The organism is Oceanobacillus sp. FSL W7-1293, from assembly GCF_037969815.1.
In the GTDB taxonomy this organism is placed as follows: Bacteria; Bacillota; Bacilli; order Bacillales; family Amphibacillaceae; genus Oceanobacillus; species Oceanobacillus oncorhynchi.
On record NZ_CP150212.1, the window covers coordinates 4,821,420 to 4,845,882 of the forward strand.

Consider the following 24,463-nt stretch of genomic DNA (forward strand, 5'->3'; position numbering starts at 1 on the left):
AGAGAACCTGATTACGTTTATTTTTAAATATTTACTATTATCCAGCTTATAATTAGAAAATGGACTTACACATTAAATCGGAAATGAATAACGTCACCATCTTGAACAATATACTCTTTTCCTTCCAGTCTTACTTGACCTCTTTCTCTTGCTGTCGCCATATTGCCTGCATCTACTAAAGCATCATAGGATACAGTCTCTGCACGAATAAATCCTCGTTCAAAATCAGTATGGATAATCCCTGCAGCCTGAGGTGCTTTGATTCCCTGACGGAAAGTCCAGGCACGCACTTCTTGTTCACCGGCTGTAAAATACGTAGCCAGTCCAAGTAAATTATAAGATGCTTTAATTAATTGATCTAAACCAGATTCAGAAATACCTAAATCCTCCAGGAATTCTTCTTTCTCTTCCGGTTCTAATTCAGCTATTTCTTCCTCAATACGTGCACAGACCACAATTACTTCCGCATTCTCATTTGCTGCATATTCTTTTACTCTTTGAACATTTTCATTCGAATCCGGGTCTGCTACCTCTTCTTCGCTTACATTGGCCACATATAAGGTAGGTTTACTCGTTAACAGATGCAGTCCTTTAACTATTTTCTCCTGCTCCTCTGTAAACTCTAAAGCACGTGCCGGCTGATCGTTCTCCAAGCCTTCTTTTACTTTGTTTAAAATCTCATGCTCTGCCAGTGCTTCTTTATCCTTTTGACGCGCCAGTTTTTCTACACGCTGAAATCGTTTATTGACCGATTCCAAGTCTGCTAAAATCAACTCCAAATTAATGATTTCAATATCATCAATCGGATCGACCTTTCCGGAAACATGTGTAATATTCTCATCTTCAAAGCAGCGTACAACCTGACAAATCGCATCTACCTGTCTGATATGAGATAAAAATTGGTTTCCTAAACCTTCCCCCTTGCTTGCACCCTTCACAATTCCGGCAATATCCGTGAATTCAAATGCAGTCGGGACCGTTTTCTTTGGTTTTACAAGCTCTGTTAATTTATTTAAACGTTCGTCCGGAACCTCCACAATCCCTACATTCGGATCAATTGTAGCAAATGGGTAGTTTGCTGCTTCCGCCCCTGCCTGCGTGATTGCATTAAATAAGGTAGATTTCCCTACATTTGGAAGGCCTACAATTCCTGCTGTTAATGCCATATTTCCAACTCCTTAAGGACTTAATTCGTTCATGAACATTTTCGTAATTCCAATTATAGATAGTCCGATGCAAAAAGACAAGCATGAGAAAACTCAAAACAGGGCTGTTCTCTGACCCCATTTTGAGTTTTCTTCTAAGGAATTTTTTATTTTTCTCTTGTCTTTTCATCAACAAAATCATTTTTTTACTATTCTTCGTGTTTTTCTAGAACTTTTTTCATCTTCTTCGTAAAATCTCTTCTCGGGATAAGCACACTATGCCCGCAGCCAAGACATTTAATCCGGATATCCATTCCCATCCGGATAATTTGCCAGCGATTCTCCCCGCATGGATGCGGCTTTTTCATTTGGACAACGTCACGCAAACCAAATTCTTTATCCATAACTCCTGCTCCTTTTTTTGAAATAATGCTGTCTGGCTTCAAGAACCTTTTTAAACGGAAACTCAGCGCTTTTCTTACATTACATTATAGCAAATTTAAAGGAGGTTTATCCTCGATTTTGCCGACGTTCTTGACGTTCCTGAGTTAATTGGTCCATTTCCTGCTCGGAATAAGCAACAATACGAGGAGAAGGAATTTTAACTCCGGATTTATATAGCTTGTCTTGAATCTCTTTACGGATATTCCGTTCTCCCGCCCATTGGAAGACCGGCTCTGTTTCTGCAATAATACGAACAACGAAGTGAGAGACATCCAGGTTTTGAACACCGATAATCTCTGGAACGCCTAAAATAAAGTCATATTTATCCGGCAGTGTTTCTGCTACTTCATGAATAATTTGTTCTACATGTGCAATATCGCTTTCATATGGCACATTTACATCGACAACAGAAAGGCCGTTTCGTGATGAATAATTGATTACCTGATCAATATTTCCGTTAGGGACAATGTTCAGCTCCCCTGTCCAGGAAACAATTTTTGATGTGCGTAATCCAATTTCTTCCACGGTTCCTTCTATTCCAGCAGCTAACACATAATCTCCTACTGAAAATTGATCCTCAAAAATAATAAAGAAGCCTGTAATGATATCACGCACAAGGTTCTGTGCCCCAAAACCAATTGCCAGACCTGCAACACCAGCACCAGCTAGTAATGGTCCAATTTGAAAGTTAAAAACTTCTAATATCATGACAAGTGCCATAAAGTAAACAACATATGCAACGACACTCTTAATCAATTTCTTCAGTGTATCTTCCCGGCGTTTCGGAATTTTTATCGGGCCGTGCTGTCTTTGTACAAATAATTTATCTACTATTTTCCGCACGATACGGACAACCAGCCAAGAAATAAGAAGAATTAAAGCAATCCGGATGGCTCCTCCTAAAATAGCCAGCCACAGTTCAGGATTGCTGAAATAATCCCATACCCTGTCAAATTGATGACTTATAAAATTCAAGTTCATGCGTATATAACTCCTTTCACTTTCTTATAAACAGTTTTTCTATTGGATGTTAAAAAATACTACCATAATGTTTTTCCCATCTGAAAAAATATAAACATATAAATCTTATATTTTGCAAGTTTTTTATTTATAGATGGGATGGTATCGAAATAATACTATTCTCCGATACCTCCATTTTTTTAACAGTCCTTTATTTAGAAGTTATTTGCATGTTCGTCACCAACGAAATATTATTTTGTTTTTTTCCATAACGGATAGGTTAACAGTCTGGCTAAAATATATAAATTAAGTATACCGTACAGCGGATAGAGGAAATTTACCAAATTAGCAAAACCAAATCCTGTTAATGGCAGCATCAGCAATACCGAAATAAGTACAATCAGATACATCGGCTTTTCTTCTTTTAAAAATGACTGGACCCTGGTTGCGATGCCCAGCATCCCTGCAGCGGCAGTTGTAAAAATTGCCAGCCAAAGAAGGATAGACATAAATAGAATCATCCCTAATGGAAATTCTTTCAAAATAGCGAATAAGGGAATCTCATAAAGAATAATTTCATCCGCAATTTGAATCAAGCTGCTATTGTAAATATACGAAACAATTCCTAAGCACACCCCTGTCCCAATACAGCAAATAATAATTTCTCCTCTTCCCTTCACCTTATTTCCAATCGCTCCTAAAATAGCAATCAGCGGAAGAATATTTAATGCTGTAAAGGGAAAGGCGGAAAACCAATTTCGCTGCTCGTGCCAATATGCAAACAGCTGTAAATTTTGATTGGAAACATACATTGCTAACACATACAAAAGCCCGCCAATCAAAATAGGCAATATAAGCTCATTAAAAGTCAATAACCCGTTTATTCCCTTAATAAATAACAATACAAGTACAATTCCAGTAATTCCGATGCCGACCGGATATGGTAAATGAAATACCTGCCCCGTTGCCCCGCTTCCGGCAATCATAATCATCGTCGTGGTGAACAGATACAGAAGGATTAATCCGTCAAATGCCTTCGTCAGCTTTTTTCCAGCAATTATTTCTAAAACAGGTAAATAATTTTCACTTTTCATTTGGTAGCTGATTGCCATAATCACATAACAGCAGAATGAAAATAGAAAAGAAAATAACACAATAGCCAGTCCGCTTTCATGCCCAAAAAATTGCCACAGTTCTCTTCCTGATACATATCCGGCACCAATCGTTGCACCAAGGATTAATGCCGTCCATTGCAGGCCTCTTCTCCACATGGTATTTCCTCCAATTCATACGTATAGTTCTTCGTAAATTACCGTATACTGTAACAATATGATTTTGGAGGAACTGCTATGAATCTAAAAACAAGCTTACGCATACAATCAAACCATTTTAGAGCAAATTATCAAGAACCCGACATAGCCAAAACATTATCTAATCAAATCATGCCCTGGTTTCCTTTGAAAGCTGCTGATTATATCGCTGTCTTCATTGGTACTGATCGTTCTACAGGAGACGCATTAGGCCCGCTCGCTGGTATGTATTTCGAGGAAATGCGTCCCAGAAATTTACATGTTTATGGAACGATTCATGAGCCGGTTCATGCGGTTAACCTGAAAGAATCCCTCTTAAGCATTTATAAAAATCACGAGAAACCTTATCTGATTGCCATTGATGCATGCCTGGGCAAAAGCAGCTCTGTTGGAAGTATAATTGCTGAAAACAAGCCTTTAAAGCCTGGTCTGGCATTAAACAAACAGCTCCCTCAGGTTGGCAATATGAACATTACAGGGGTTGTCAATGTCAGCGGATTTATGGAACAAACCGTTTTACAAAATACCCGCCTGTCACTCGTCATGGATATGGCTTTGGAAGTAGCAGGCATACTTAAACAGGTGGACAGACAATTAACCTATTCCCGGCATATAAATACAGTTAAAAATATGATTTAAGCATAAAAAAACGGGCTCTCTGCCCGATTTTTTTCGTTCTAGAATAAAGTAAAAAGATAGTAAACAAGCACTACTGTCAAAATACTTGGTAATAAATTTCCGATGCGAATCTTGGTGATATTTAATAAATTGAAGCCAATTGCCAGGATAAGCAGACCGCCGACTGCAGTCAACTCGACAATTAATCCATCTAAAAAAGCAGCCGATACCCACTTGTCAATTTGTGTTGCCAAAAGCGTTATCGTCCCCTGATAAAGCACAACTGGAATGGCTGATAAGATAACACCAATGCCTAAAGTCGTCGTTAACACAAGTGCTGTAAATCCATCAATGATTCCTTTGGTAATCAAAATACCATGATCTCCGCGAATGCCGCTGTCTAAAGCACCGATAATCGCCATTGCTCCAACACAGAAGATAAGAGAAGCTGTTACAAACCCTTGCGAGATGCTTGTATCATTCTCATTCGCGGCAAAACGATAGCCAATCCACTTTCCAAAACGATTTAAGCCTTCTTCAATCTTTAACCCTTCTCCAATGATTGCTCCAGATAATAAACTTAATAAGACCACAATAATCTGTTCCGTCTGTAATGCCATCTGCAGACCAATTAAAACAATAGCCAGTCCTATCCCGTTCATCACCGTCTCTTTAAACCGTTCCGGAATTTTTGTAAAAAATAAACCGATGATGCTTCCAATAATAATAAATGTGAAATTAATAATTGTTCCGAATAAAGCCACTTCCTGCCTCCTATTTTTATGAGTTTTAACAGGACAAGTAATTTCAGCCCCTATGTCTATACAGTTTTACAGGATTCCTCTTTTAAAATGTTCCACGTGAAACATTTTCGTCTAAATATGTTTTATTACGGAGAACCACCCGTAAAACTCCCACTGAATGAAGTTTCGTTTTATGTATGGAATATATAAATGATTGTCCAACCTCTCAGCTATCTCAGCAAACAAAGAGTTAAAGAGCATTATAATCAAATTTCAATAAATTTGCAATGCTTTTTCTTTATCCAATAAGCTTATCATAGAGAACCTTCTTTTAAATTTTCGTTGGGTAATATATTTTCAAAAAAATCATGCTGCTCTTTTAATTTTTTAGAAACATTTGAGAATTGGTTGAGCAAAATCTGAGAAATACCCTTTATGATATAGAATATAAGGAATGGGAGGTAAGCAAAATGGAAACTGTATTAGAAATTAAAAGCTTGAATAAGAAATATAAAGACCAATATGCTCTTAAAAACGTTTCTTTATCTATACAAAAAGGAGAAATCTACGGTTTAATCGGCAGAAATGGAGCGGGAAAAACAACCCTATTAAAATCCATTGTAAAACTAATCGCCCCAACAAACGGAAAGATTACATTATTCGGTTCTTCATCTGAAAAAAGCTGGGTGAAAGCTTTAGCCAGAACCGGCAGTGTTATCGAAGTCCCTGTCGCCTATGAGCCGCTTTCCGGTTGGGAAAATCTTGCCTATTACTGCAAACTACGGGGAATTACTGACGAAAAAACGATTATCCAGGAAACACTGAATATCGTTGGATTAGACCCAAAAGATAAAAAGAAATTCAAACATTATTCTTTAGGAATGAAACAGAAGCTGGGGATTGCGATCGCCATTTTATCCCGTCCTGATTTTCTTATACTGGATGAACCGATTAACGGGTTAGACCCTCTCTCGATTATTGAATTTCGACAGTTATTAAAACGGCTGCAGCAGGAACAAGGAATGACCATCATTATTTCAAGTCATATCTTATCTGAACTTTATCATGTTGCTACCCGTTTTGGAATTATCCATCATGGTAAATTGGTGAAAGAAATCTCAAAAGAAGAATTTGAGACGCTGAGTCAAGAATATATTGTATTACAAACTTCACAGATGGAGAATGCCAGTCGTGTATTGAAAGAAACAAATCATTATCAGCTTAAGATTATTGCCAAAGATAAAATGCATATTTTCGATGACTCACATCAAATCAATCATATTATTGTTTTGCTGGTGCAGCAGCAAATTCCTATCGATGGAATCTACTACCAAAAACAAGATTTAGAAAAGTATTTTACAAGCCTAGTTCATGAAGAGATGGAGGAGATTACCTATGGTTAATGCGATACGTGCAGATCTTTACCGCTTATTCCATACAAAAGGATTTTATATTACCCAGTTTTTATTAATCCTGTTTGTAGTCATCAGCGTTGCAGCAGAAGCCACAGGAAATGTTGGTGTAAATACTTCAGAGGGAACGACAGAGATGCAAAGCCATTTGCAATTTTATAATTGGGACAGCTATCAGACCTTCATTGCTTTTTCCAGTATGGCGAGCTTCCTGATATATTTCTGTCTGCCTTTACTTGTTATGATTGCAGGCTATGATTTAGTTCATAAAAGTTATAAAAATCAACTGACTTCCGGTGTCTCCCGTCTTCAATACTTTGGTTCTAAGTATTTGATTTTCATTGTAGTCACTGTCCTGCAATTTCTGTTTTATTACACTTCTGCTTTTCTTACTGCTGCTGTTAAGAATGGATTTGGTACCGCTCCACAGGATTTCTGGATGAATGCTTTACAAACAATAGGAATCCAATTTATCGCTTTCCATGCCATTTTTATCGTTGGCCTTTGCATTCTGGTAATCACATTTTCCAACGTTGCAGGTATCCTTAGTGTCATCCTGCTTCCCTTGATTATTAATATTTTAAGTGCTTTTTTCAATATCGGCTGGTTGAAATATGTTGACTTTCAATATGGGATAAATTATGCCTGGGTACGTGACTTGCCGGATTTTTCCTGGCTTGTTTTCCTATGCTTCAGTTTAGGTGTCATCATAGTTATGAATTATATTGCTTATCAGGTTTTTCGTAATAAAAGCTTATAAGAAGGATGTTGCATTATCAAAGAAATAAGGTTCTATTGCTTCTGACAGGCAATAGAACCTTATTTCTTTGATTCATCTTGCTCTACCTCCCCTGCTTTTAGCTGTGTGGCCAATCTAACATCACCATAAATAAATCTTCTTTCTCTTGAATATCCAGATAGCCGCCTGTTAATTCGGCCAGCTCTTTTGCAATATACAAACCTAATCCAGAGGAGTCTTCTGTTTTAGACATATTCTCTGAATAAAAACGCGTCGTCAGCTTTTCTAAATTTTTAATAGGATGCCGCTCCCTATTAACCACTTCTACCTGGATTCTCTCTTGTGTTCCACTTACACGAACCTGTAAGTAATCTCTCCCATGCTTTAACACATTTCCAAAAATATTTTGCATGATTCGCTTTAACAAATCCGCATCATTTGTAATGATATACGCCTGTTCTAAATCAATATCAACGTTAAAATTCTTTTCCTGAAGAGCATCATAGTATTGTAATAATTCCTGTTTCACAAGCTCTGTAATATTCACTGACTGAAATATAGGTTCAATTGATTGCTCTAAAAGGTTTTGGTATTCTAGTAAAATATCTAAACGCCCAGACACGGTGCGTATATTATCTTGAATTTTCTCTACTATTGTCTGTTCGCTGGTGTCCTTTCTTAATAGCTGCTGCGTATACCCGTTGGCAACTGTCAACGGCGTACGAATGTCATGCGTAATATTGTGAAGAGCTAATTTTAATGTTTCTTGCTCTTGCCTGCTTATTACTTTCGTATCTCTCAGCTCTTCAAAAAGCAAGTTAAACGCATTTATTACTTTTTCTACTTCCGTATTCTGTATTTGACTTGTTAACAACAAATTGGTTTCAGATATTTTCTTCGCTTCTATATCCATCAATAATCTTTTTAGAGCGTGTTTCTGTCGAAAATAGAGAAACGCAAAAAGGAAGCATAAACCAGTAGATAATAAAATAACTAGGGCTACCATCTCTGATCACCAGCCAGACGCACTCCAAGCCCCCAGATTGTTTCAATATATTCTTCTTTTGAATCTAAAAGAGCAATCTTTTTTCGCAGATTACTCAGCTGCGCATTTAACGTATTATCCCCCGGCAAATATTGCTCCTTCCAAACTCTTTCATATAACTGCTCCTTCGTAAAAATCTGACTGGGATGCTCTAATAGACAGGTTAAAATCTCAAATTCTTTTTTACCAAGCCGCACCCTTTCCCCATCGCGTGAAATTTCGAAATTAGACCTATCTACATAAATATTTTTAACAGATTGTACTCCCCCGGTGACGAACTCCTGCCTGAATTGACGTAACTGAACCATGACTCTAGCTAATAATTCCTCATCATCAAAAGGTTTTGTAATATAATCATTGGCGCCATTCAGTAAATATTCACTGACTAACTTTTTCTCCCCTAAAGCGGTCAGCATAATCACTGGTACTTGACTGACTTTACGAATCTCTGATAATACTTGGTCACCATTCTTTCCCGGCAACATAATATCCAATAAAACTAAATCTGGAGATTCCTGCTGAAATAACAGCAACCCTTCTGTACCTGAATAAGCTCCTGCTACGTGATAATGCTCTGACAACAGGTTTACTATCATTTGATTGATTTCATTATTGTCTTCTATTACTAAAATTTTCGCCATACATTGATTACTCCTATTATTTTTTCTCTTATTTGTAAGTATAGCAAAAGAAAAAGGAATTCCATATCCTATTCCAGATACGAAATCCCTTTTGAAAAGATTTTATCACCGTGCGTCGAAAATCCCCTGCTGGAGGAGGTAACACTTTACGCCTCTCCCCTGACTTCTGCCGGCCGGACCCATCTCGAAATCAGACCATGCTTTGGCGAGAGCAGGAAGGTTATAAAAAAGATACAGCCTGTCATAAGCGCCATGGATCCGGAAATAGATGTATTCAGCCACGTAGCTACCCAATATCCTGCAACAGCAGATATAATGCCAAATCCGCCGCTTAGAAATAACATCAAGATTAATTTATCTGTCCATAAGTAAGCAGCTGCTGCTGGAGTAATCAGCATCGCAACCACAAGGATGGCACCGACTGCATCAAAAGAAGCAACGGTGGTTACCGACACAAGCGTCATAAATAAGTAGTGAAAGAAAATCACTGGTATACCTATGCTTGCTGCCAGCGCCGGGTCAAAAGAAGTAATTTTCCATTCCTTATAAAAGGCAATAATAAAGAAAATCACAACAATTAACACAAGCGCAAGGATTGCAGTAGCTTTAGGTACTGATCCGATCAACGGAATATCCATCGTTGTGAATGGAACAAACGTAATTTCTCCCATCAATGCGTGCTGCACATCTAAATGCACATTCCCCACCGAGGTGGAAATCAAAATAACGCCAATGGCAAACAAGGTTGTAAATACAATTCCCAAGGAGGCGTCGTGCTGTACCTTCAAGTTATTAAGGGACTGCACAAGGAATGCAGTAAGAATGCCGGCAAAAATACCGCCTACAAGCATTGCGGTTCCTGATAACTGCTGTGTTACCATATAAGCTAATACAATCCCAAGCAGCACCGTATGGCTAATTGCATCTGCCATCATCGCCTGTTTTTTCAGAATGAGATATACACCGATTAAGCCGCAGGAAAGACCCACAAGAGATGCTGTTAAAATAATCCACATCGTATAAGTCATTGTGATCCTCCTTTTTCAGCTGCTAATGGATGCTTTTTTTGAGATGCCCGCTGCTGCATTTTAAATTGGATGAAATTGATAATAATCCCTTTTTCCTTTCCAAACAATAAGGAAATGATAAAAACAGCGGAGGAAGTGAGGACGATAAAGGGTCCCGTCGGCAATCCGCTTCCTGTGGAGCTTACCCATGTACCAAACGCACCAGCTAAGCCCCCTATTGCAGAAGAAAGTAAAATCATCATTTTAAAGGAATGCGTCCAATATCTCGCACTCACAGCCGGGATAATCAGCATCGCAGCCATTAAAATAACACCAACCGCCTGGATGCCAATAACAATGGTTGTTACCAGCACGATAGTATACAGCACGTTCATGCCGCGTATGGACATTCCGACACCTTTAGCAAAGTTAGCATCGAATAAAAATAATTTCCATTCCTTGAAAGCAAGGAATATAATCAAAATAACAATCGATGCCAGTGCAATCATTGTGATGACATCGGAACGAACCATTGCCGCTGCCTGCCCGTAGATAAAGTTATTTAATCCGCTCTGGTTCCCGCCGGGAGAACGGTTGGCAATCGCCAAAAGCATGATACCCACTCCGTAAAAGACGGATAACGTCATTCCCATAGCAGTGTCTTCCGTAATTCTTGTCGCGCTCGAAAACCATTGAATAAAAAAGGCTCCTAAAAGCGCACTGAGTGCTGCACCGATAACAAGTAATAATAAATTTTTTTCCTGGATGATCAAGAAAGCTACTACAACACCGGGTAATGCTGCGTGGGACAAGGCGTCACTCATCAGATTTTGTCTTTTCCAATAAGCTAAGCATCCGATTCCCCCTGCAGCGATACCCAAAATCATGGTACTTGCCATCACCCATAGCGTATTAATGTGAAGAAGATTGGATAACATATTGATCTCCCTTTCCAACCCATTGCATATCTCCACCATACGTTGTCGCTATATTATCCGTTGTGAACACTTCTTCAGTTTTCCCATGAGCATATACGGTTTTATTTAAAAATAAGACATGGTCAAAATATTCTGGGACGGTTTGCAGATCATGATGGACAACCAACACGGTCTTGCCATTGCTCTTTAATTCTTTCAAAATAGTCATAATCGCTTTTTCCGTAGACGCATCTACTCCTGCCAAAGGTTCATCCATAAAGTATAGCTCAGCATCCTGAGCGAGTGCACGTGCTAAGAATACACGCTGCTGCTGCCCTCCTGATAACTGACTGATTTGACGATGTGCATAAGCTTCCATACCCATTTTCTTCAAGGCATTCATTGCTTTTTCTTTATCTTTTTTAGAAGGAAGACGAAACCAGCCAATCTTTCCATACAGTCCCATGGTTACTACATCCAATGCATCCGTTGGAAAATCCCAGTCAACCGATCCGCGTTGAGGGACATAACCAATTTTCTTCTTTGCAGTTTTAAAAGGACTGCCCCAAAATCGGACATTTCCTGTCAGCTTGGGGTGAAGTCCTAACATGGTCTTGATTAATGTCGATTTACCGGCACCGTTAGGACCGACAATCGCTGTAATCGTTCCTTCTTTCACTTCAAAACTTACATCATTCAATACTTTATTTTTTTGGTAAGAAGCTGATAAATCATCTACGCGTATTACAGATGATGTCACCTTACTCATCTCCTCCAGATAATGCTTCATAGATTGTATTTATATTATGCTTATACATTCCAATGTATGTGCCTTCGTCTGTTCCTTCTTCGCCCATTGCATCAGAATATAGTTCTCCGCCGATTTCTACTTCCATCCCATTATTGGAAGCTCCTTCAATAACTGCATTAATCGTGTCCTGATTCACGCTGCTTTCTACAAATATGGCTGGAACTTCATGTTCTTCAATAATAGAAATGGTATTATTCACATCAGAAACACCGGCTTCACTTTCTGTACTGATCCCCTGCAGACCAACTACTTCCATATCGTGCAGCTGACCAAAATAATTAAATGCATCATGTGCCGTTACAAGCACGCGCTGCTCATCAGGGATATCTTGTAATTTTGCTGCTTCTTCATCTAATTCTTCTAGCTGTGCAAAATATTCCTGTTTTCCCTCTTCCAGTTCATCTGCATGCTCAGGAGCATACTCTTTTAATTCTTCTACCGCAGCATCTAATGCGTCCTGCCACAGATTATAATCAAACCATATGTGTGGGTCTGGAGCTCCCGGCTCTTCTTCATCTTCTAAAAGAACATCCTCAGGCAATGTTTCCCCAATTGCTAACACTGGTTTTTCGGAGCTGATTGATTCTAATGGTTCTTCCATATTCGCTTCTAAATGTAATCCAGAATAAAAGACGACATCTGCTTCTGATAACGTAGCTATATCCCCTTGTGTTGGATCATATAAATGCGGATCTACAGAAGGCCCCATTAACGTCTCTACATTTACCAGATCCCCGCCAATCTGGGATATCGGCTCCCCGATTTGCGCAATTGTTGTGACAATTTCAATTGGGTCGTCACCTGACGCGCCTTCGCTTCCGTTTTCTTCCTCACTGTCTGAGCTGCAAGCTGCTAAAACGAATACTCCCATTAGTATAGCAAAGCCCAGTATTTTCTTCCAAGCTTTCTTCATCTTTCTTCCTCCCTTGTTTTTTGCATAAGGCAAACTTTATTATCTACCCCCTACTTTATGCACTGTATTTCGTTTTGTCAAGTAAATTTTAGCTAGTCTACTATTTTTCCCTTAGGAAACATTTAATACATTAAATACCAGTTAGCGCTCACATAGTTAATTTAAAAGACTTTTATCAGAATAATCAAGCTATCTAAATACATATTTTATCATGTAAAAATTTTTTAACTTGTATTCGTTCATCCGTATATGCAAACAGTAAATCGAATTTACAGTCTCTGCAATTACATTTTGAGCAGGATACGTAAATATTGAGGCCTAGCTTATTAGGCTAAAGCTAACTTTCCTAAGCATCAGAAATTTTATTTACTATATATTCCCAGCATATAAAATAAGTCCGTTTCATTTTTTGTCAAAATGGCTTCTTTTATTCCATCTACACCTAACTTGTTTACGACGATAACAAAAAAATAGCCGATACACTGCTTATTTGCAGTGTATCGGCTATTTCCTATTTTTCCAGATATTCCAAAATGCGATTTAAATCATCGTCATTGTAAAATTCAATTTCAATTTTACCTTTTTTCTTTCCTTTATGAATATGAACAGCTGTGCCAAGCGTATCACGAAGCACCGTTTCTCTTTCCTGGATAAATACATCCTTTTTCGGCTTCTTCTTCTGTTGTTTCACTTGTTTTTCGTTCATAGCGATAATAAGCTTTTCTGCCTGCCGCACATTTAACTTCTCATTGCGTATTTTATTGGCTACAGCAAGCATCGCTTCCTGTTCTTTTAACCCAAGTAGTGCCCGTCCATGTCCCATGGACAACTCACCATTATTAATATGAGCAATTACTTCCTCGGGCAAGGATAATAAACGAATCATATTCGCAATATGGGAACGGCTTTTCCCTAATCTTTCAGCCAGGACGTGCTGCGTAATATTCAGCCTGTCTACTAAATTAGCGTAGGCTTGTGCTTCTTCAATTGGAGTCAGGTTCTCACGTTGCAAGTTTTCTAGTAACGCAATTTCCATCATGCGTTCATCTGTCAATTCACGGACAATAGCAGGAATTGTCTCTAGTCCAGCTTCTTTTGCTGCCCGGCATCTTCTTTCCCCGACAACAATTTCAAAACCTTTAAGACTTTTCCGTACAATAATCGGCTGAATAACACCGTACTCTTTAATCGAGTCTTTTAGCTCTTCAATAGAATCTGCCTGAAAGCTCTTCCTTGGCTGATAAGGATTGGGACGACAATGAGATAATTCAATTTCCTGCACATTATCTTTACTGTCTTTTTCAGCTTCTGGAAACAACGCGTTAATTCCTTTACCTAACCCTCTCTGCATTTGTCATCACTTCCTTCGCTAAATCAAGATATACCTCTGCACCACGAGATTTGGAATCATAAGAAATAATTGGCTGGCCATGACTCGGTGCTTCCCCTAAACGAACATTTCTTGGAATAATGGTTTCAAATACTTTATCTTGGAAATACTTCTTCACTTCTTCAATCACTTGAAGACCGAGATTAGTACGTGCATCCAGCATCGTTAAAAGAACCCCTTCTATCATTAATTCTGTATTCAAATGCTTTTGCACTAATCGTATTGTATTTAATAACTGACTCAAGCCTTCCAATGCATAATACTCACATTGTACTGGAATCATAACCGTATCGGATGCAGTTAATGCATTAATCGTCAATAAGCCCAATGAAGGCGGACAATCAATAATAATGTAATCATACTGGTCTTTTATCTCGCTCAATGCAGTTTTTAAACGAATTTCTCTTGATATAATGGGAACAAGTTCAATTTCTGATCCTGCCAGTTGAATCGTTGCAGGTATAATATCTAAGTTCTCTAAATTTGAGGAAACAATGACATCTGCTGCTGGAGTATCTTCTACTAATACATTGTAGATACATTGACTGACATCTGCTTTATTCACGCCTACCCCGCTTGTTGCATTTCCTTGGGGATCTGTATCAACGAGTAATACCTTATTCCCCAATGAAGCTAAGCAAGCACTGACATTCACAGATGAGGTTGTCTTTCCAACGCCTCCTTTTTGATTTGCGATGGATATAATTTTTCCCATGTTGACACCTACCTTACTTGGAGGTTGTTCAAATTTTTCCAGATAAAATGAAATTTCATTCTTTTCGTCAAAAAATTTGAGCAATCACTTCTCTATTCACTATCATAGCATTTATTTTAAAATTACGATGCTTTCTAGCATTTTTTAATTTAATTTTAATATAGAACAATCCAAAATACTACCGGAGAAAATGTATCATGTGTGTTCAAAATAAAATACCCATCTAATCTTAAGATGGGCAAAGAAAAGCCGGTATGCTAATTCATTCTGCTGCTATTTTTGCTTAGGTATTTTAATGGTTATTTGATAGTAATCATCGAGCTCTTGTTCATCTGATTCCACATCAACACCCGTATCTGACACCATATTAAGAGACTGTCGGATTGTATTCATTGCAATCCGCACATCTTTATTAATACCTTTGAATTTTGGTTTTGGCTTCTTTTTTTCCTCTTTTGGCTCATTGATTTTAGAGATTCGCTCTTCTGTTTGTTTCACATTCAATTCTTTCTCAAGAATTTCTTTTAACAAGAAAAGCTGCTGTTCTTCGTCCTTTAACTTAATTAAAGCACGTGCATGTCTTTCTGTTATTAATTTTTCCAATAAAGCATCCTGCACTTCTTTCGGAAGCTTTAATAATCGCAGTTTATTAGCGATTGTAGACTGGTTTTTACCAAGACGCTGCGCTAATGCTTCCTGTGTCAAATCATGCAGCTCAAGCAGTTTATTGTATGCTATAGCTTCTTCTATTACTGTCAGTTCTTCCCGTTGCAGATTTTCAATAAGTGCAACAGAAGCTGTTTCCGTATCACTCATTTCACGAATAATTGCGGATACTTGTTTCCAGCCTAAATGCTGAACTGCTCTCCATCTTCTTTCCCCTGCAATTAACTCAAAGGAATCTTCATCTAGTTTACGAACGACAATTGGCTGAATCATTCCATGTGTGTGTATGGTTTGTGCTAATTCTTTTATCTTTTCTTCCTGAAAAATCGTTCGTGGCTGGTAGCGATTGGCCTGAATTTTATCGATATCGATTTGAATCACTTCATCTGAAGAATAGGAAACCTTCTCCGTATCAATTGGATCCTTATCGCTTTTTCCAAATATCCGATTAAAAGGACTCACCACTTGCTGACACCACCTTCTAAAATTAACAAACTATTCATTATCAAATCTATTAAAAATAAAAGCCCGAAGCTGTACGAGCTTTCACAGAACGGGACTTAGACTTAATTCGGGGCTGTAATCAACCGCCCCATCGAAGAGATTTCGTGATTACGCGTCCCACCGAAAACATTTGAGGTAACTTTTGCATCTCTTGTCACGCCAAAACGGACAATTTTTAGCAGAAGTTCCTTTTTCATTATGTTAACATTCCTATTTATACTTCTTAATTAAAAGATAATGTTTCACGTGAAACATTATTAATCTTTCCAAATTACTTCGTGAATTCATCTACTATTATATAGATGGTTTATTCACCTGTACAACATTCATATAATAGCATCTATCCTTTTATAAATACAACAACGAACAGTCCATATGTACAGTTTCTATTTTACCATACCTACCGCTGAAAAAATATAAAATGAATTTAAATAATCGAAAGCGTATCTTTTTGTGAGTTTGTGAATCTTTTTTTAGATTAAAAAGTAGCTATTCAATTGGTTCTTTATTTGGCACTCCTGCTTTTCTAGGATATTTTTTTGGTGTCTTCCGTTTCTTTGCGATTTTAACAATAGAGCGTTCTCCTGCATCAGGGGAAAGTGTGAACGTATCAATCGATTCTACTTCTCCCCCAAGCAATTCAATCGCTGCTTTTCCTGTTTCCAGCTCTTCTTTTGCTTGGGATCCTTTCATCGCAACAAAATAGCCGCCTTTTTTCACAAATGGAAGACATAATTCACTCAACACCGACATTCTGGCTACTGCTCTTGCCGTTACTAAATCATATTGTTCGCGGAATATATCATTTTTCCCTGCATTTTCAGCACGGTCGTGATAAAAAGCAACGTCAGTCAATTCCAGTGTATTGGCTAAATGATTTAAAAATGTAATTCGTTTTTTCAATGAATCAATAATAGTTACCTTTAAGTGTGGAAAGCATATCTTCAGTGGAATACTTGGAAAGCCCGCACCTGCACCAATATCACAAATAGACAGCTTCTGTGTCATATCTGTATGAAAAGCGGCAGTAATACAGTCATAAAAATGCTTTTCATATACTTCTTCTTCCTCTGTAATTGCTGTTAAATTTATTTTTTCATTCCATTCGACAAGCTCCTGAAAATAAAGATGAAATGCTTGTTGCTGTGATTCATTTAATGTTATTCCTTTTTCTCCCAATGCTTGGACAAATTGTTCTGGCTTCATTATAGTCTCCTTTTCTTTCATTCGTATTTGGTCATCTGATTGTTAAAAATAAATTCAATATCAAGCATCATTTATCTTTATATATAAGTTGAAATAAAGATTTCAACTTATATCAATCACTCGAGAGTCTTATGTATTCTTTTTTTTATTCATCCAGGGGTGACTCCCTCCCCTGCTGCATCAATATTATCGATACATCAAAATAGAAAGCGCTGTATATTATTTAGAAAAATAGCGACGTATGGATAACGCCGCTATTTTCTTATTTTAATTTGCAATTCGGGCAATATTTCCTTGTTCAATATAAACGAGCAAAATAGAGATATCTGCCGGGTTTACTCCGGAAATTCTGGATGCTTGACCAACAGAAAGCGGTCGTACCTTTTTTAATTTTTCAATCGCTTCTGTAGCAATACCATTGATAGCATTATAATCGATATCTGCTGGTATTTTCTTGTCTTCCATTTTCAGCATTCTCGCTACTTGCTCTTTTGCTTTTTTAATATAGCCTTCATATTTGATTTGAATCGCTACCTGTTCTTTTACATCATCACTGATATTCTCGTCTGTTTCAATCATTTGCTCGACATATTCATACGTTAATTCAGGACGTTTTAATAAATCATATGCTTTAACTGCTTCTTTCATCGGTGCAGCACCCGCGGATTTCATCACGTTTTGTATTTCTTCCGTTGGCTTGACCACGATTTTATTTAAACGTTTCTTTTCTGCTTCCACCTGCTCTTTCTTCGCTGTGAAAGCAGCATATCTTTCATCAGAAATTAGCCCATAGCCGTAGCCAATATCGGTAAGACGTAGATCTGCATTATCATGACGAAGCAATAAGCGGTATTCTGCACGTGATGTCAGTAAGCGATAAGGTTCATTTGTTCCTTTCGTTACGAGATCATCAATCATCACGCCGATATACGCTTGGGAACGATCTAAGATAATCGGTTCTTTGCCAGTTACTTTTGCTGCTGCGTTCATGCCGGCCATTAAGCCTTGACCAGCTGCTTCTTCATAACCTGAAGTTCCGTTAATTTGACCGGCAGTGAATAATCCAGGCAAGCGTTTGGTTTCCAATGTCGGCCACAGCTGTGTCGGAACTACCGCATCGTATTCAATCGCATAGCCGGCACGCATAATTTCTGCATTTTCCAGACCTGGAACAGATTTTACCATTTCATGCTGCACAGACTCCGGCAAGGAAGTTGATAGCCCTTGTACATAAACCTCTTCTGTATTTCTGCCTTCTGGTTCTAAGAAAATTTGATGTCGGGGCTTATCATTAAAACGAACGATTTTATCCTCAATTGACGGACAATATCTTGGTCCGGTTCCCCGCTTCATGCCAGAATACATGGCAGATAACGTCAGATTTTCATTAATTACTTCATGTGTAAATTCATTCGTATACGTTAACCAGCAAGGAATTTGATCTTCAATCACTTCTGTTGTTTCATAAGAGAAGCTTTTCGGATTCTCATCCCCAGGCTGAATTTCTGTTTGAGAATAATCAATTGTATGGCTGTTTACACGTGGAGGTGTGCCTGTTTTAAAACGTGTTAAGTTAAAACCTAATTCCTCCAGATTCTCTGACAGCTTAATGGATACACGCTGATTATTTGGGCCACTTTCATATTCTAAATCGCCCATCAGCACTTTCCCGCGCATAAATGTTCCGGTAGTTACAATAACCGATTCAGCATAATAAGCTGCTTTTGTTTCTGTAATAACTCCCTTACAAATGCCGTCCTCTACGATAAGCGAGTTTACCATTCCTTGGCGGACCGTTAAGTTCTCTTCATTTTCAACCAGATTCTTTACTTCCTGCATATATACTGGTTTATCAGCCTGTGCACGTAATGCTTGTACAGCTGGTCCCTTTCCAGTATTCAGCATCCGCATTTGGATATAGCTTTTATCAATGATTTTCCCCATAATTCCGCCAAGCGCATCGATTTCCCGTACAACAATTCCTTTGGCAGGACCACCAATGGATGGGTTACAGGGCATAAATGCAATCATATCTAAGTTCAATGTCAGCATTAATGTTTTTGCCCCCATACGGGCAGAAGCATGCGCTGCTTCTATTCCAGCATGACCGGCTCCAACAACAATGACATCATAATTTCCTGCGTTGTAAGTCATTTTTTTCTTCCTTTCCTTTATATAAACATATCCATTATTTTCCTAAGCAGAACTGAGAGAATAACTGATCAATCAAGCTGTCACTTGCTGTATCGCCAATAATTTCCCCCATAAACTCCCATGAACGTGTCACATCAATTTGCACAATATCCATCGGCATGCCAAGCTCAATCGCCTCGCGAGCATCATCCAATGCCTGTTTTGCCTGTTTTAACAGCTGGATATGACGCACATTGGATACATACGTTAAATCTCCTGTATCTACTTCACCAGAAAAGAAGGTATTGGCAATTGCCTGCTCCAGCTGATCAATACCCTGCTCTTCAATTAAGGAAGTTGTCACGACAGGCTTCCCTTCTGCAAATTTCCGTACTTCTTCTAAATCTAACTTCTGCTCTAAGTCTGTCTTATTGATGATGACAATATACTCTAAACCTTGCACAGCTTCAAATAATTTTTTATCTTCCTCGCTCAAAGCTTCGTTATAATTTAATACAAATAAAATTAAATCAGATTCCTTCAATACCTGTCTGGAACGATCCACACCGATACGCTCTACTATATCCTCTGTTTCCCGGATTCCAGCTGTATCTACTAAACGTAAAGGCACTCCGCGGACATTCACGTATTCTTCAATAATATCACGCGTTGTCCCTGGAACTTCTGTAACAATGGCTTTATTTTCCTGCACCAAGGTATTCATTAAGGAAGACTTGCCGACATTTGGACGTCCAATAATAGCCGTTGCTAAGCCCTCACGCAAAATTTTACCTTGCGATGCAACTTCCAGCAGCTTCTCTATTTCTTTTCCCACCTCTTTGGTCTTTTCCTCCATCAAGGTGTGCGACATTTCCTCAACATCATCATACTCTGGATAATCGATATTTACCTCTACATGGGCAACGGTTTCCAGTAATTCTTGCCTTAACGTCTGAATAAGCTTCGACAGGCGGCCATCCATTTGTTTTAATGCTACATTCATTGCTTTATCTGTCTTCGCACGGATTAAGTCCATCACTGCTTCCGCTTGTGATAAATCAATGCGGCCATTTAAAAAGGCACGTTTAGTGAACTCGCCCGGCTCGGCCAGACGTGCTCCTTTTGCCAGCATAATCTCTAACACACGATTCACGGAAACCAATCCGCCATGACAATTAATCTCAACAATATCTTCACGGGTGAAGGTTTTCGGAGCACGCATCACGGAAACCATAACCTCTTCTGCTAATTCCTTTGTTTCCGGATCAATCACTTTCCCATAATGAATCGTATGGGAATCTGCCTCTTTCAGGCTCTTTCCTTCAAACACATCTGAGGCTAACGGAATTGCTTCCGGTCCGCTTAGACGCACAATTGCAATCGCCCCTTCACCTACTGGAGTGGATATCGCTGCTATTGTATCTGTATCCATACTTATTCACCTGCCTTCCCTTCATTCTATATCTATAATTAATTCGTTAATTTTTATTATCACTAACAATCAAGAATAACATAGTTTTAGAAAAAAAGAAACTTATCCACAAAAATAGTTTTGTTTATTTTCAACCCCTTGTTATCCACATGTGCATAACACTATTTAATCATTCTCTTCCTGCCAGGATAGCAAGATATATATACTTATTATTAGGTGCGAAAGTTGATTAAAATATAAAAGAAAAGCCAGAAAGATTTTAATCTCCCTGGCTTTCCTTTTATCTATGGTTTTATAACAATATGACGATGCGGCTCGACGCCGTCAGAATAAGTAGAAACCTGCTTATCCTGCAGGACACTATGAATAATTTTACGTTCAAATGCCGGCATCGGCTCCAGTACCACTTTTTTCTTCGTTTTCTGTGCTTTATCTCCCATTTTTAAAGCGAGTGATTCTAATGTTTCTTTTCTTCTCGCGCGGTAGCCCTCTGCATCTAAGGTTACCGTATAGTACGTATCATTCTGTTTATTGATGACTAAATGAACTAAATATTGCAGCGCATTTAAAGTCTGGCCCCGTTTTCCGATAAGCTTCGCAATATTTTCATGATGCATCGTATACGTTACATGGTTTCCCTTTATTTCGGTTTCTACTTTTACTGAGAGATTCATGTTGCTAGTAACTTCTTTGATAAATTGAGCTGTTTCTTCAACTGGATCCTTTGCGACCGTTACTTTTACATAAGCACGCTTGGACCCAAATATACCAAACATTCCTCTTTTGCCTTCATCAATGACCTCAACATCTACTTGATTCTCTTCCACTCCCAATTGCTCCAGAGCTGATTGAATCGCTTCTTCAACGGTTTGACCACTTGCAGTTACTTCTCTCAATCGCTTCCCCTCCATTAATCACAGCATGATTATCCGTAATTTCCCTTACTTGGCAAAAAATGATATATGCTTTTGTGAGGGAAAACGGCTGCTATATCTTCTGATTAAGTACTGTAGCCAGGACTTTTTATGAATTCATATAGATTTTTTAAAAATGCAAAATATTTAACTATTTTTCTTATAAATAATGGGGGAATTTCTTCCCCCATTTTAAAAATTATTTTTTTGACATCATCGGCTTATTAATAAGAAGTGTCTGGAATACCATAAATATGTTACCTGTTACCCAGTACAACGCCAATGCTGCCGGGAAGAAGAATGCCATAACACCAATCATGATCGGCATGACATAAAGCATAATCTGCAGCTGTAAACGCATTTGCGGATTACTGTTTGCTGCGGAGTTCGTAGACATCATTAATTTCTGCTGTAAGAACGTAAACAGCGCTGTCAGAATCGGTAAAACAAAATCTGGTGTTCCAAGCTGGAACCAGAGAAAATCATGTGTAGCAATTTCTGTCGTACGTCTGATTGCATGATACATTGCAATAAATATTGGCATCTGTACAAGAATCGGTAAACAACCTGCTAAAGGATTAACCCCATTCTTTTGGAATAATTGCATCGTTTCCTGCTGTAATTTCTGCTGTGTATTCGCATCCTTAGACGCATACTTTTTCTGAAGTTCCTGTAATTGCGGCTGCACTTCCTGCATTGCCCTCGTGCTTTTGATCTGTTTTACATTTAATGGTACTAAGAGTAAACGGATAACTACTGTTACCAAAATAATTGCCAGTCCATAGTTTTCATTTAAAAATTCTGCAATCATTGTTATAAACCATGATAATGGGTAAACAAAGATTGTATTCCATATTCCTTCACTTTCAGGTGTAATCGGTTCATCGATTTGGGTACACCCAGCTAAAAAAACCGCTAACACGAGAAATGTGACTAATATCCCGTATTTTCTACGCAAAACATTTCCTCCTTAATATTACCAACGCTTATAATTGCTATTTTAGCTTATTTACATTGCGAATTCTATCCTAAACTTGTTCTTACTTGAAATGCTTAAATAATTTTTCTTTATATAGTAAATGCGAAAGACTTTTTTTCATCATCTCGTAACTCATTGTTTTCGTTGGGTTTCTGGCAATGATTACAATATCATAACAAGGTTTTATATCTTGCTCTAACTCTTGAAAAGACGCTCGCAACAACCTTTTAATCCGATTCCTGACAACGGCATTTCCTATTTTTTTCCCGACAGACAGACCTATCCGAAAATGATCCTGATTATCTTTCTTTTTATAATAAATAACCAGCTGCCTATTTGCGAAAGAATTCCCATGTTTAAATGTTGCCTGAAATTCTTCATTTTTTTTTATCCGAAATTGTTTTTTCACCGTCATCACCTTTTAATTTAACCCGCATACATCTTCTATTCATCTTGTTTCAGCTAACTTGTCCATTTTTATCAGCATAAAATATGTAATCCTTATGTGAATAAGCATATCCTCTAAAATACAGAAAAAAAACCACTGATAGTTGTCAGTGGCTTATGCAGATAAAACTTTACGTCCTTTGCGACGACGACGAGCCAAGATATGACGACCATTTTTTGTGCTCATACGCGTGCGAAAGCCGTGAACTTTTTTACGTTTGCGGTTATTTGGTTGAAACGTTCTTTTCATGAGTGTGCACCTCCTTGGAATCTCCAAGTTCATATTTAAACTAAAATAGCTTATAACTTATCCTTTAGACAGTCCTTGATATTATACGAAAAAATGATTGATTTTGTCAACCGGGTATTTAATAAAATTCTAACGATCTTTATTCCTCACACATTTTTCGGTGGACATTTTAACTGCTATATAAAGGTGAAATAAAATTTTATCATTTCGCGTTCGCTGCGACAAGCAATCGTGTAAAGATTAATCATATCCTCTTCCACACATTTTCATTATTACCATGCTGATATATTCCTTTCCATATAAAATCCTCTTTATTCCTTCTAATTTTACTTCTTCCACTAATCACCTTGCTTTAACATCAAGTCAGCTTAATCATTGATTTTAGTGTCCTCCAAAAATAGTACAGAAATTAATACAGCCAGCACGGAATTTCTATTTTAGAAATCACTCTTATTATCCACATCTTTTATCGGATATATTTCCTTTCTTTTTTTCTATCCACACAAAAAATAAACAGGATAATCACAAAATACAGTGTTGTTTATAAGCAAAACACACAACAGATAGAATATGTGGATAACTATTTAAAAGCCATTGATTTATTCGGTTTTATTTGGTATTATATTTATGTTTTAGTTTGTGGAAATCATTTCGCAAATAAATCTTATTCACAGATTGTGGATAAGATGTGGATATTCTTTCCACTGATTATTGATAAAGTTTTCTACAAAGTTGTGGATAGCGTTTATATATGTCATATTTTATTTGGAATTAGCTTTAATAGTATAATGTAATTACCTTTTATATTCGTATTTAACCGTATATATGATTTCTTTTTTGTTTATCCACAGCGCTTTTTTTAATTTTAATACGTCTGCCTTTCCATCTAATACATGAAATAGATTGAGAGAGGCTTTTTTCTTCTGAATAGAAGTTCGGAAAAAGGAACTATGCGCTGCCTTCTCTCCATTTTGGTCGAGAAACAGCTCGCACAGGGCGGAAGCGTCCTTAAATATGAATTTCTATGATGAACATTAATGGAATTCGCTGGTTGATTCTTTTTTATTGCTGTCAGCTGTTAAGCCTATTTCCTAACTCAGATTGAAAGGAGTGAAAGTAACT

Annotated in this window: 24 protein-coding genes; 3 read left to right on the forward strand and 21 right to left on the reverse strand. The window is 37.8% G+C overall.

Going from position 1 to position 24,463, the window contains the following annotated elements; genetic code table 11:
* Positions 1-65: 65 nt before the first annotated feature.
* The 4 genes from ychF to MKY65_RS23025 all read right to left on the reverse strand — a co-directional run bounded on the left by ychF (position 66) and on the right by MKY65_RS23025 (position 3,820).
* A complete protein-coding gene (gene ychF, locus MKY65_RS23010) occupies positions 66-1,166 on the reverse strand; it encodes a redox-regulated ATPase YchF (protein WP_339181178.1) in 1,101 nt (366 codons plus the stop codon).
* Between the two features lie 188 nt (positions 1,167-1,354).
* Positions 1,355-1,549 (reverse strand): DUF951 domain-containing protein, encoded by a 195-nt coding sequence (locus MKY65_RS23015; protein WP_256705439.1) that lies wholly within the window; start codon positions 1,547-1,549, stop codon positions 1,355-1,357.
* 106 nt (positions 1,550-1,655) lie between these two features.
* Positions 1,656-2,570 (reverse strand): mechanosensitive ion channel family protein, encoded by a 915-nt coding sequence (locus MKY65_RS23020; RefSeq protein ID WP_339181180.1) that lies wholly within the window; start codon positions 2,568-2,570, stop codon positions 1,656-1,658.
* 230 nt (positions 2,571-2,800) lie between these two features.
* Positions 2,801-3,820, reverse strand: a complete 1,020-nt coding sequence (locus MKY65_RS23025; RefSeq protein WP_339181183.1) for a hypothetical protein — start codon at positions 3,818-3,820, stop codon at positions 2,801-2,803.
* Positions 3,821-3,898: 78 nt separating this feature from the next.
* Between MKY65_RS23025 and yyaC the strand changes: the two genes are divergently transcribed.
* On the forward strand, positions 3,899-4,498 hold the full coding sequence (yyaC, locus tag MKY65_RS23030; protein WP_339181186.1) for a spore protease YyaC: 600 nt from the start codon (positions 3,899-3,901) through the stop codon (positions 4,496-4,498).
* Between the two features lie 38 nt (positions 4,499-4,536).
* On the opposite strand, the gene MKY65_RS23035 is transcribed toward yyaC, so the two are convergent.
* Positions 4,537-5,241: a DUF554 domain-containing protein gene (locus MKY65_RS23035; RefSeq protein WP_339181188.1), complete on the reverse strand. Its 705-nt coding sequence runs from the start codon at positions 5,239-5,241 to the stop codon at positions 4,537-4,539.
* Between the two features lie 449 nt (positions 5,242-5,690).
* On the opposite strand from MKY65_RS23035, the gene MKY65_RS23040 reads away from it, so the two are divergent.
* Entirely contained in the window at positions 5,691-6,623 is a 933-nt protein-coding gene (locus tag MKY65_RS23040; RefSeq protein WP_339181191.1) for an ABC transporter ATP-binding protein, read from the forward strand.
* Positions 6,616-7,392 (forward strand): hypothetical protein, encoded by a 777-nt coding sequence (locus MKY65_RS23045; RefSeq protein WP_339181192.1) that lies wholly within the window; start codon positions 6,616-6,618, stop codon positions 7,390-7,392. Before MKY65_RS23040 ends, MKY65_RS23045 begins: the two co-directional genes overlap by 8 nt.
* A 97-nt stretch (positions 7,393-7,489) precedes the next feature.
* On the opposite strand, the gene MKY65_RS23050 is transcribed toward MKY65_RS23045, so the two are convergent.
* The 16 genes from MKY65_RS23050 to rpmH form a co-directional block, all read right to left on the reverse strand.
* Complete coding sequence (locus MKY65_RS23050; protein ID WP_339181194.1) at positions 7,490-8,284, reverse strand: HAMP domain-containing sensor histidine kinase; 795 nt, start codon at positions 8,282-8,284, stop codon at positions 7,490-7,492.
* Between the two features lie 86 nt (positions 8,285-8,370).
* A complete protein-coding gene (locus MKY65_RS23055; RefSeq protein WP_339181196.1) occupies positions 8,371-9,057 on the reverse strand; it encodes a response regulator transcription factor in 687 nt (228 codons plus the stop codon).
* Positions 9,058-9,203: 146 nt separating this feature from the next.
* Positions 9,204-10,085, reverse strand: a complete 882-nt coding sequence (locus tag MKY65_RS23060) for a metal ABC transporter permease (RefSeq protein ID WP_339181198.1) — start codon at positions 10,083-10,085, stop codon at positions 9,204-9,206.
* Positions 10,082-11,002: a metal ABC transporter permease gene (locus tag MKY65_RS23065; RefSeq protein ID WP_193063762.1), complete on the reverse strand. Its 921-nt coding sequence runs from the start codon at positions 11,000-11,002 to the stop codon at positions 10,082-10,084. The genes MKY65_RS23060 and MKY65_RS23065 overlap by 4 nt, the downstream gene beginning before the upstream one ends.
* Positions 10,977-11,741: a metal ABC transporter ATP-binding protein gene (locus tag MKY65_RS23070; RefSeq protein WP_319022544.1), complete on the reverse strand. Its 765-nt coding sequence runs from the start codon at positions 11,739-11,741 to the stop codon at positions 10,977-10,979. Before MKY65_RS23070 ends, MKY65_RS23065 begins: the two co-directional genes overlap by 26 nt.
* 1 nt (position 11,742) lies before the next feature.
* Positions 11,743-12,705, reverse strand: a complete 963-nt coding sequence (locus tag MKY65_RS23075) for a zinc ABC transporter substrate-binding protein (protein ID WP_339181204.1) — start codon at positions 12,703-12,705, stop codon at positions 11,743-11,745.
* A gap of 511 nt (positions 12,706-13,216) precedes the next feature.
* Positions 13,217-14,056: a ParB/RepB/Spo0J family partition protein gene (locus MKY65_RS23080; RefSeq protein WP_042528669.1), complete on the reverse strand. Its 840-nt coding sequence runs from the start codon at positions 14,054-14,056 to the stop codon at positions 13,217-13,219.
* Positions 14,037-14,810 (reverse strand): AAA family ATPase, encoded by a 774-nt coding sequence (locus MKY65_RS23085; RefSeq protein ID WP_339181206.1) that lies wholly within the window; start codon positions 14,808-14,810, stop codon positions 14,037-14,039. The genes MKY65_RS23080 and MKY65_RS23085 overlap by 20 nt, the downstream gene beginning before the upstream one ends.
* A 273-nt stretch (positions 14,811-15,083) precedes the next feature.
* Positions 15,084-15,941, reverse strand: a complete 858-nt coding sequence (noc, locus tag MKY65_RS23090) for a nucleoid occlusion protein (protein ID WP_193063765.1) — start codon at positions 15,939-15,941, stop codon at positions 15,084-15,086.
* Positions 15,942-16,469: 528 nt separating this feature from the next.
* Complete coding sequence (gene rsmG / locus MKY65_RS23095) at positions 16,470-17,186, reverse strand: 16S rRNA (guanine(527)-N(7))-methyltransferase RsmG (RefSeq protein WP_339181210.1); 717 nt, start codon at positions 17,184-17,186, stop codon at positions 16,470-16,472.
* Positions 17,187-17,453: 267 nt separating this feature from the next.
* Positions 17,454-19,340, reverse strand: coding sequence for a tRNA uridine-5-carboxymethylaminomethyl(34) synthesis enzyme MnmG (gene mnmG / locus MKY65_RS23100; protein WP_339181213.1), 1,887 nt, complete (start codon positions 19,338-19,340; stop codon positions 17,454-17,456).
* Positions 19,341-19,374: 34 nt separating this feature from the next.
* Positions 19,375-20,751, reverse strand: coding sequence for a tRNA uridine-5-carboxymethylaminomethyl(34) synthesis GTPase MnmE (gene mnmE / locus MKY65_RS23105; RefSeq protein WP_339181216.1), 1,377 nt, complete (start codon positions 20,749-20,751; stop codon positions 19,375-19,377).
* Between the two features lie 284 nt (positions 20,752-21,035).
* The gene (gene jag, locus MKY65_RS23110; RefSeq protein WP_193063769.1) at positions 21,036-21,647 is read right to left on the reverse strand and encodes an RNA-binding cell elongation regulator Jag/EloR; all 612 of its coding nucleotides are present in this window, start codon (positions 21,645-21,647) and stop codon (positions 21,036-21,038) included.
* Positions 21,648-21,864: 217 nt separating this feature from the next.
* The gene (gene yidC, locus MKY65_RS23115; protein ID WP_042528655.1) at positions 21,865-22,623 is read right to left on the reverse strand and encodes a membrane protein insertase YidC; all 759 of its coding nucleotides are present in this window, start codon (positions 22,621-22,623) and stop codon (positions 21,865-21,867) included.
* A gap of 82 nt (positions 22,624-22,705) precedes the next feature.
* The gene (rnpA, locus tag MKY65_RS23120; protein WP_193063771.1) at positions 22,706-23,053 is read right to left on the reverse strand and encodes a ribonuclease P protein component; all 348 of its coding nucleotides are present in this window, start codon (positions 23,051-23,053) and stop codon (positions 22,706-22,708) included.
* 153 nt (positions 23,054-23,206) lie between these two features.
* On the reverse strand, positions 23,207-23,341 hold the full coding sequence (rpmH, locus tag MKY65_RS23125) for a 50S ribosomal protein L34 (RefSeq protein WP_042528652.1): 135 nt from the start codon (positions 23,339-23,341) through the stop codon (positions 23,207-23,209).
* Positions 23,342-24,463 lie beyond the last annotated feature (1,122 nt).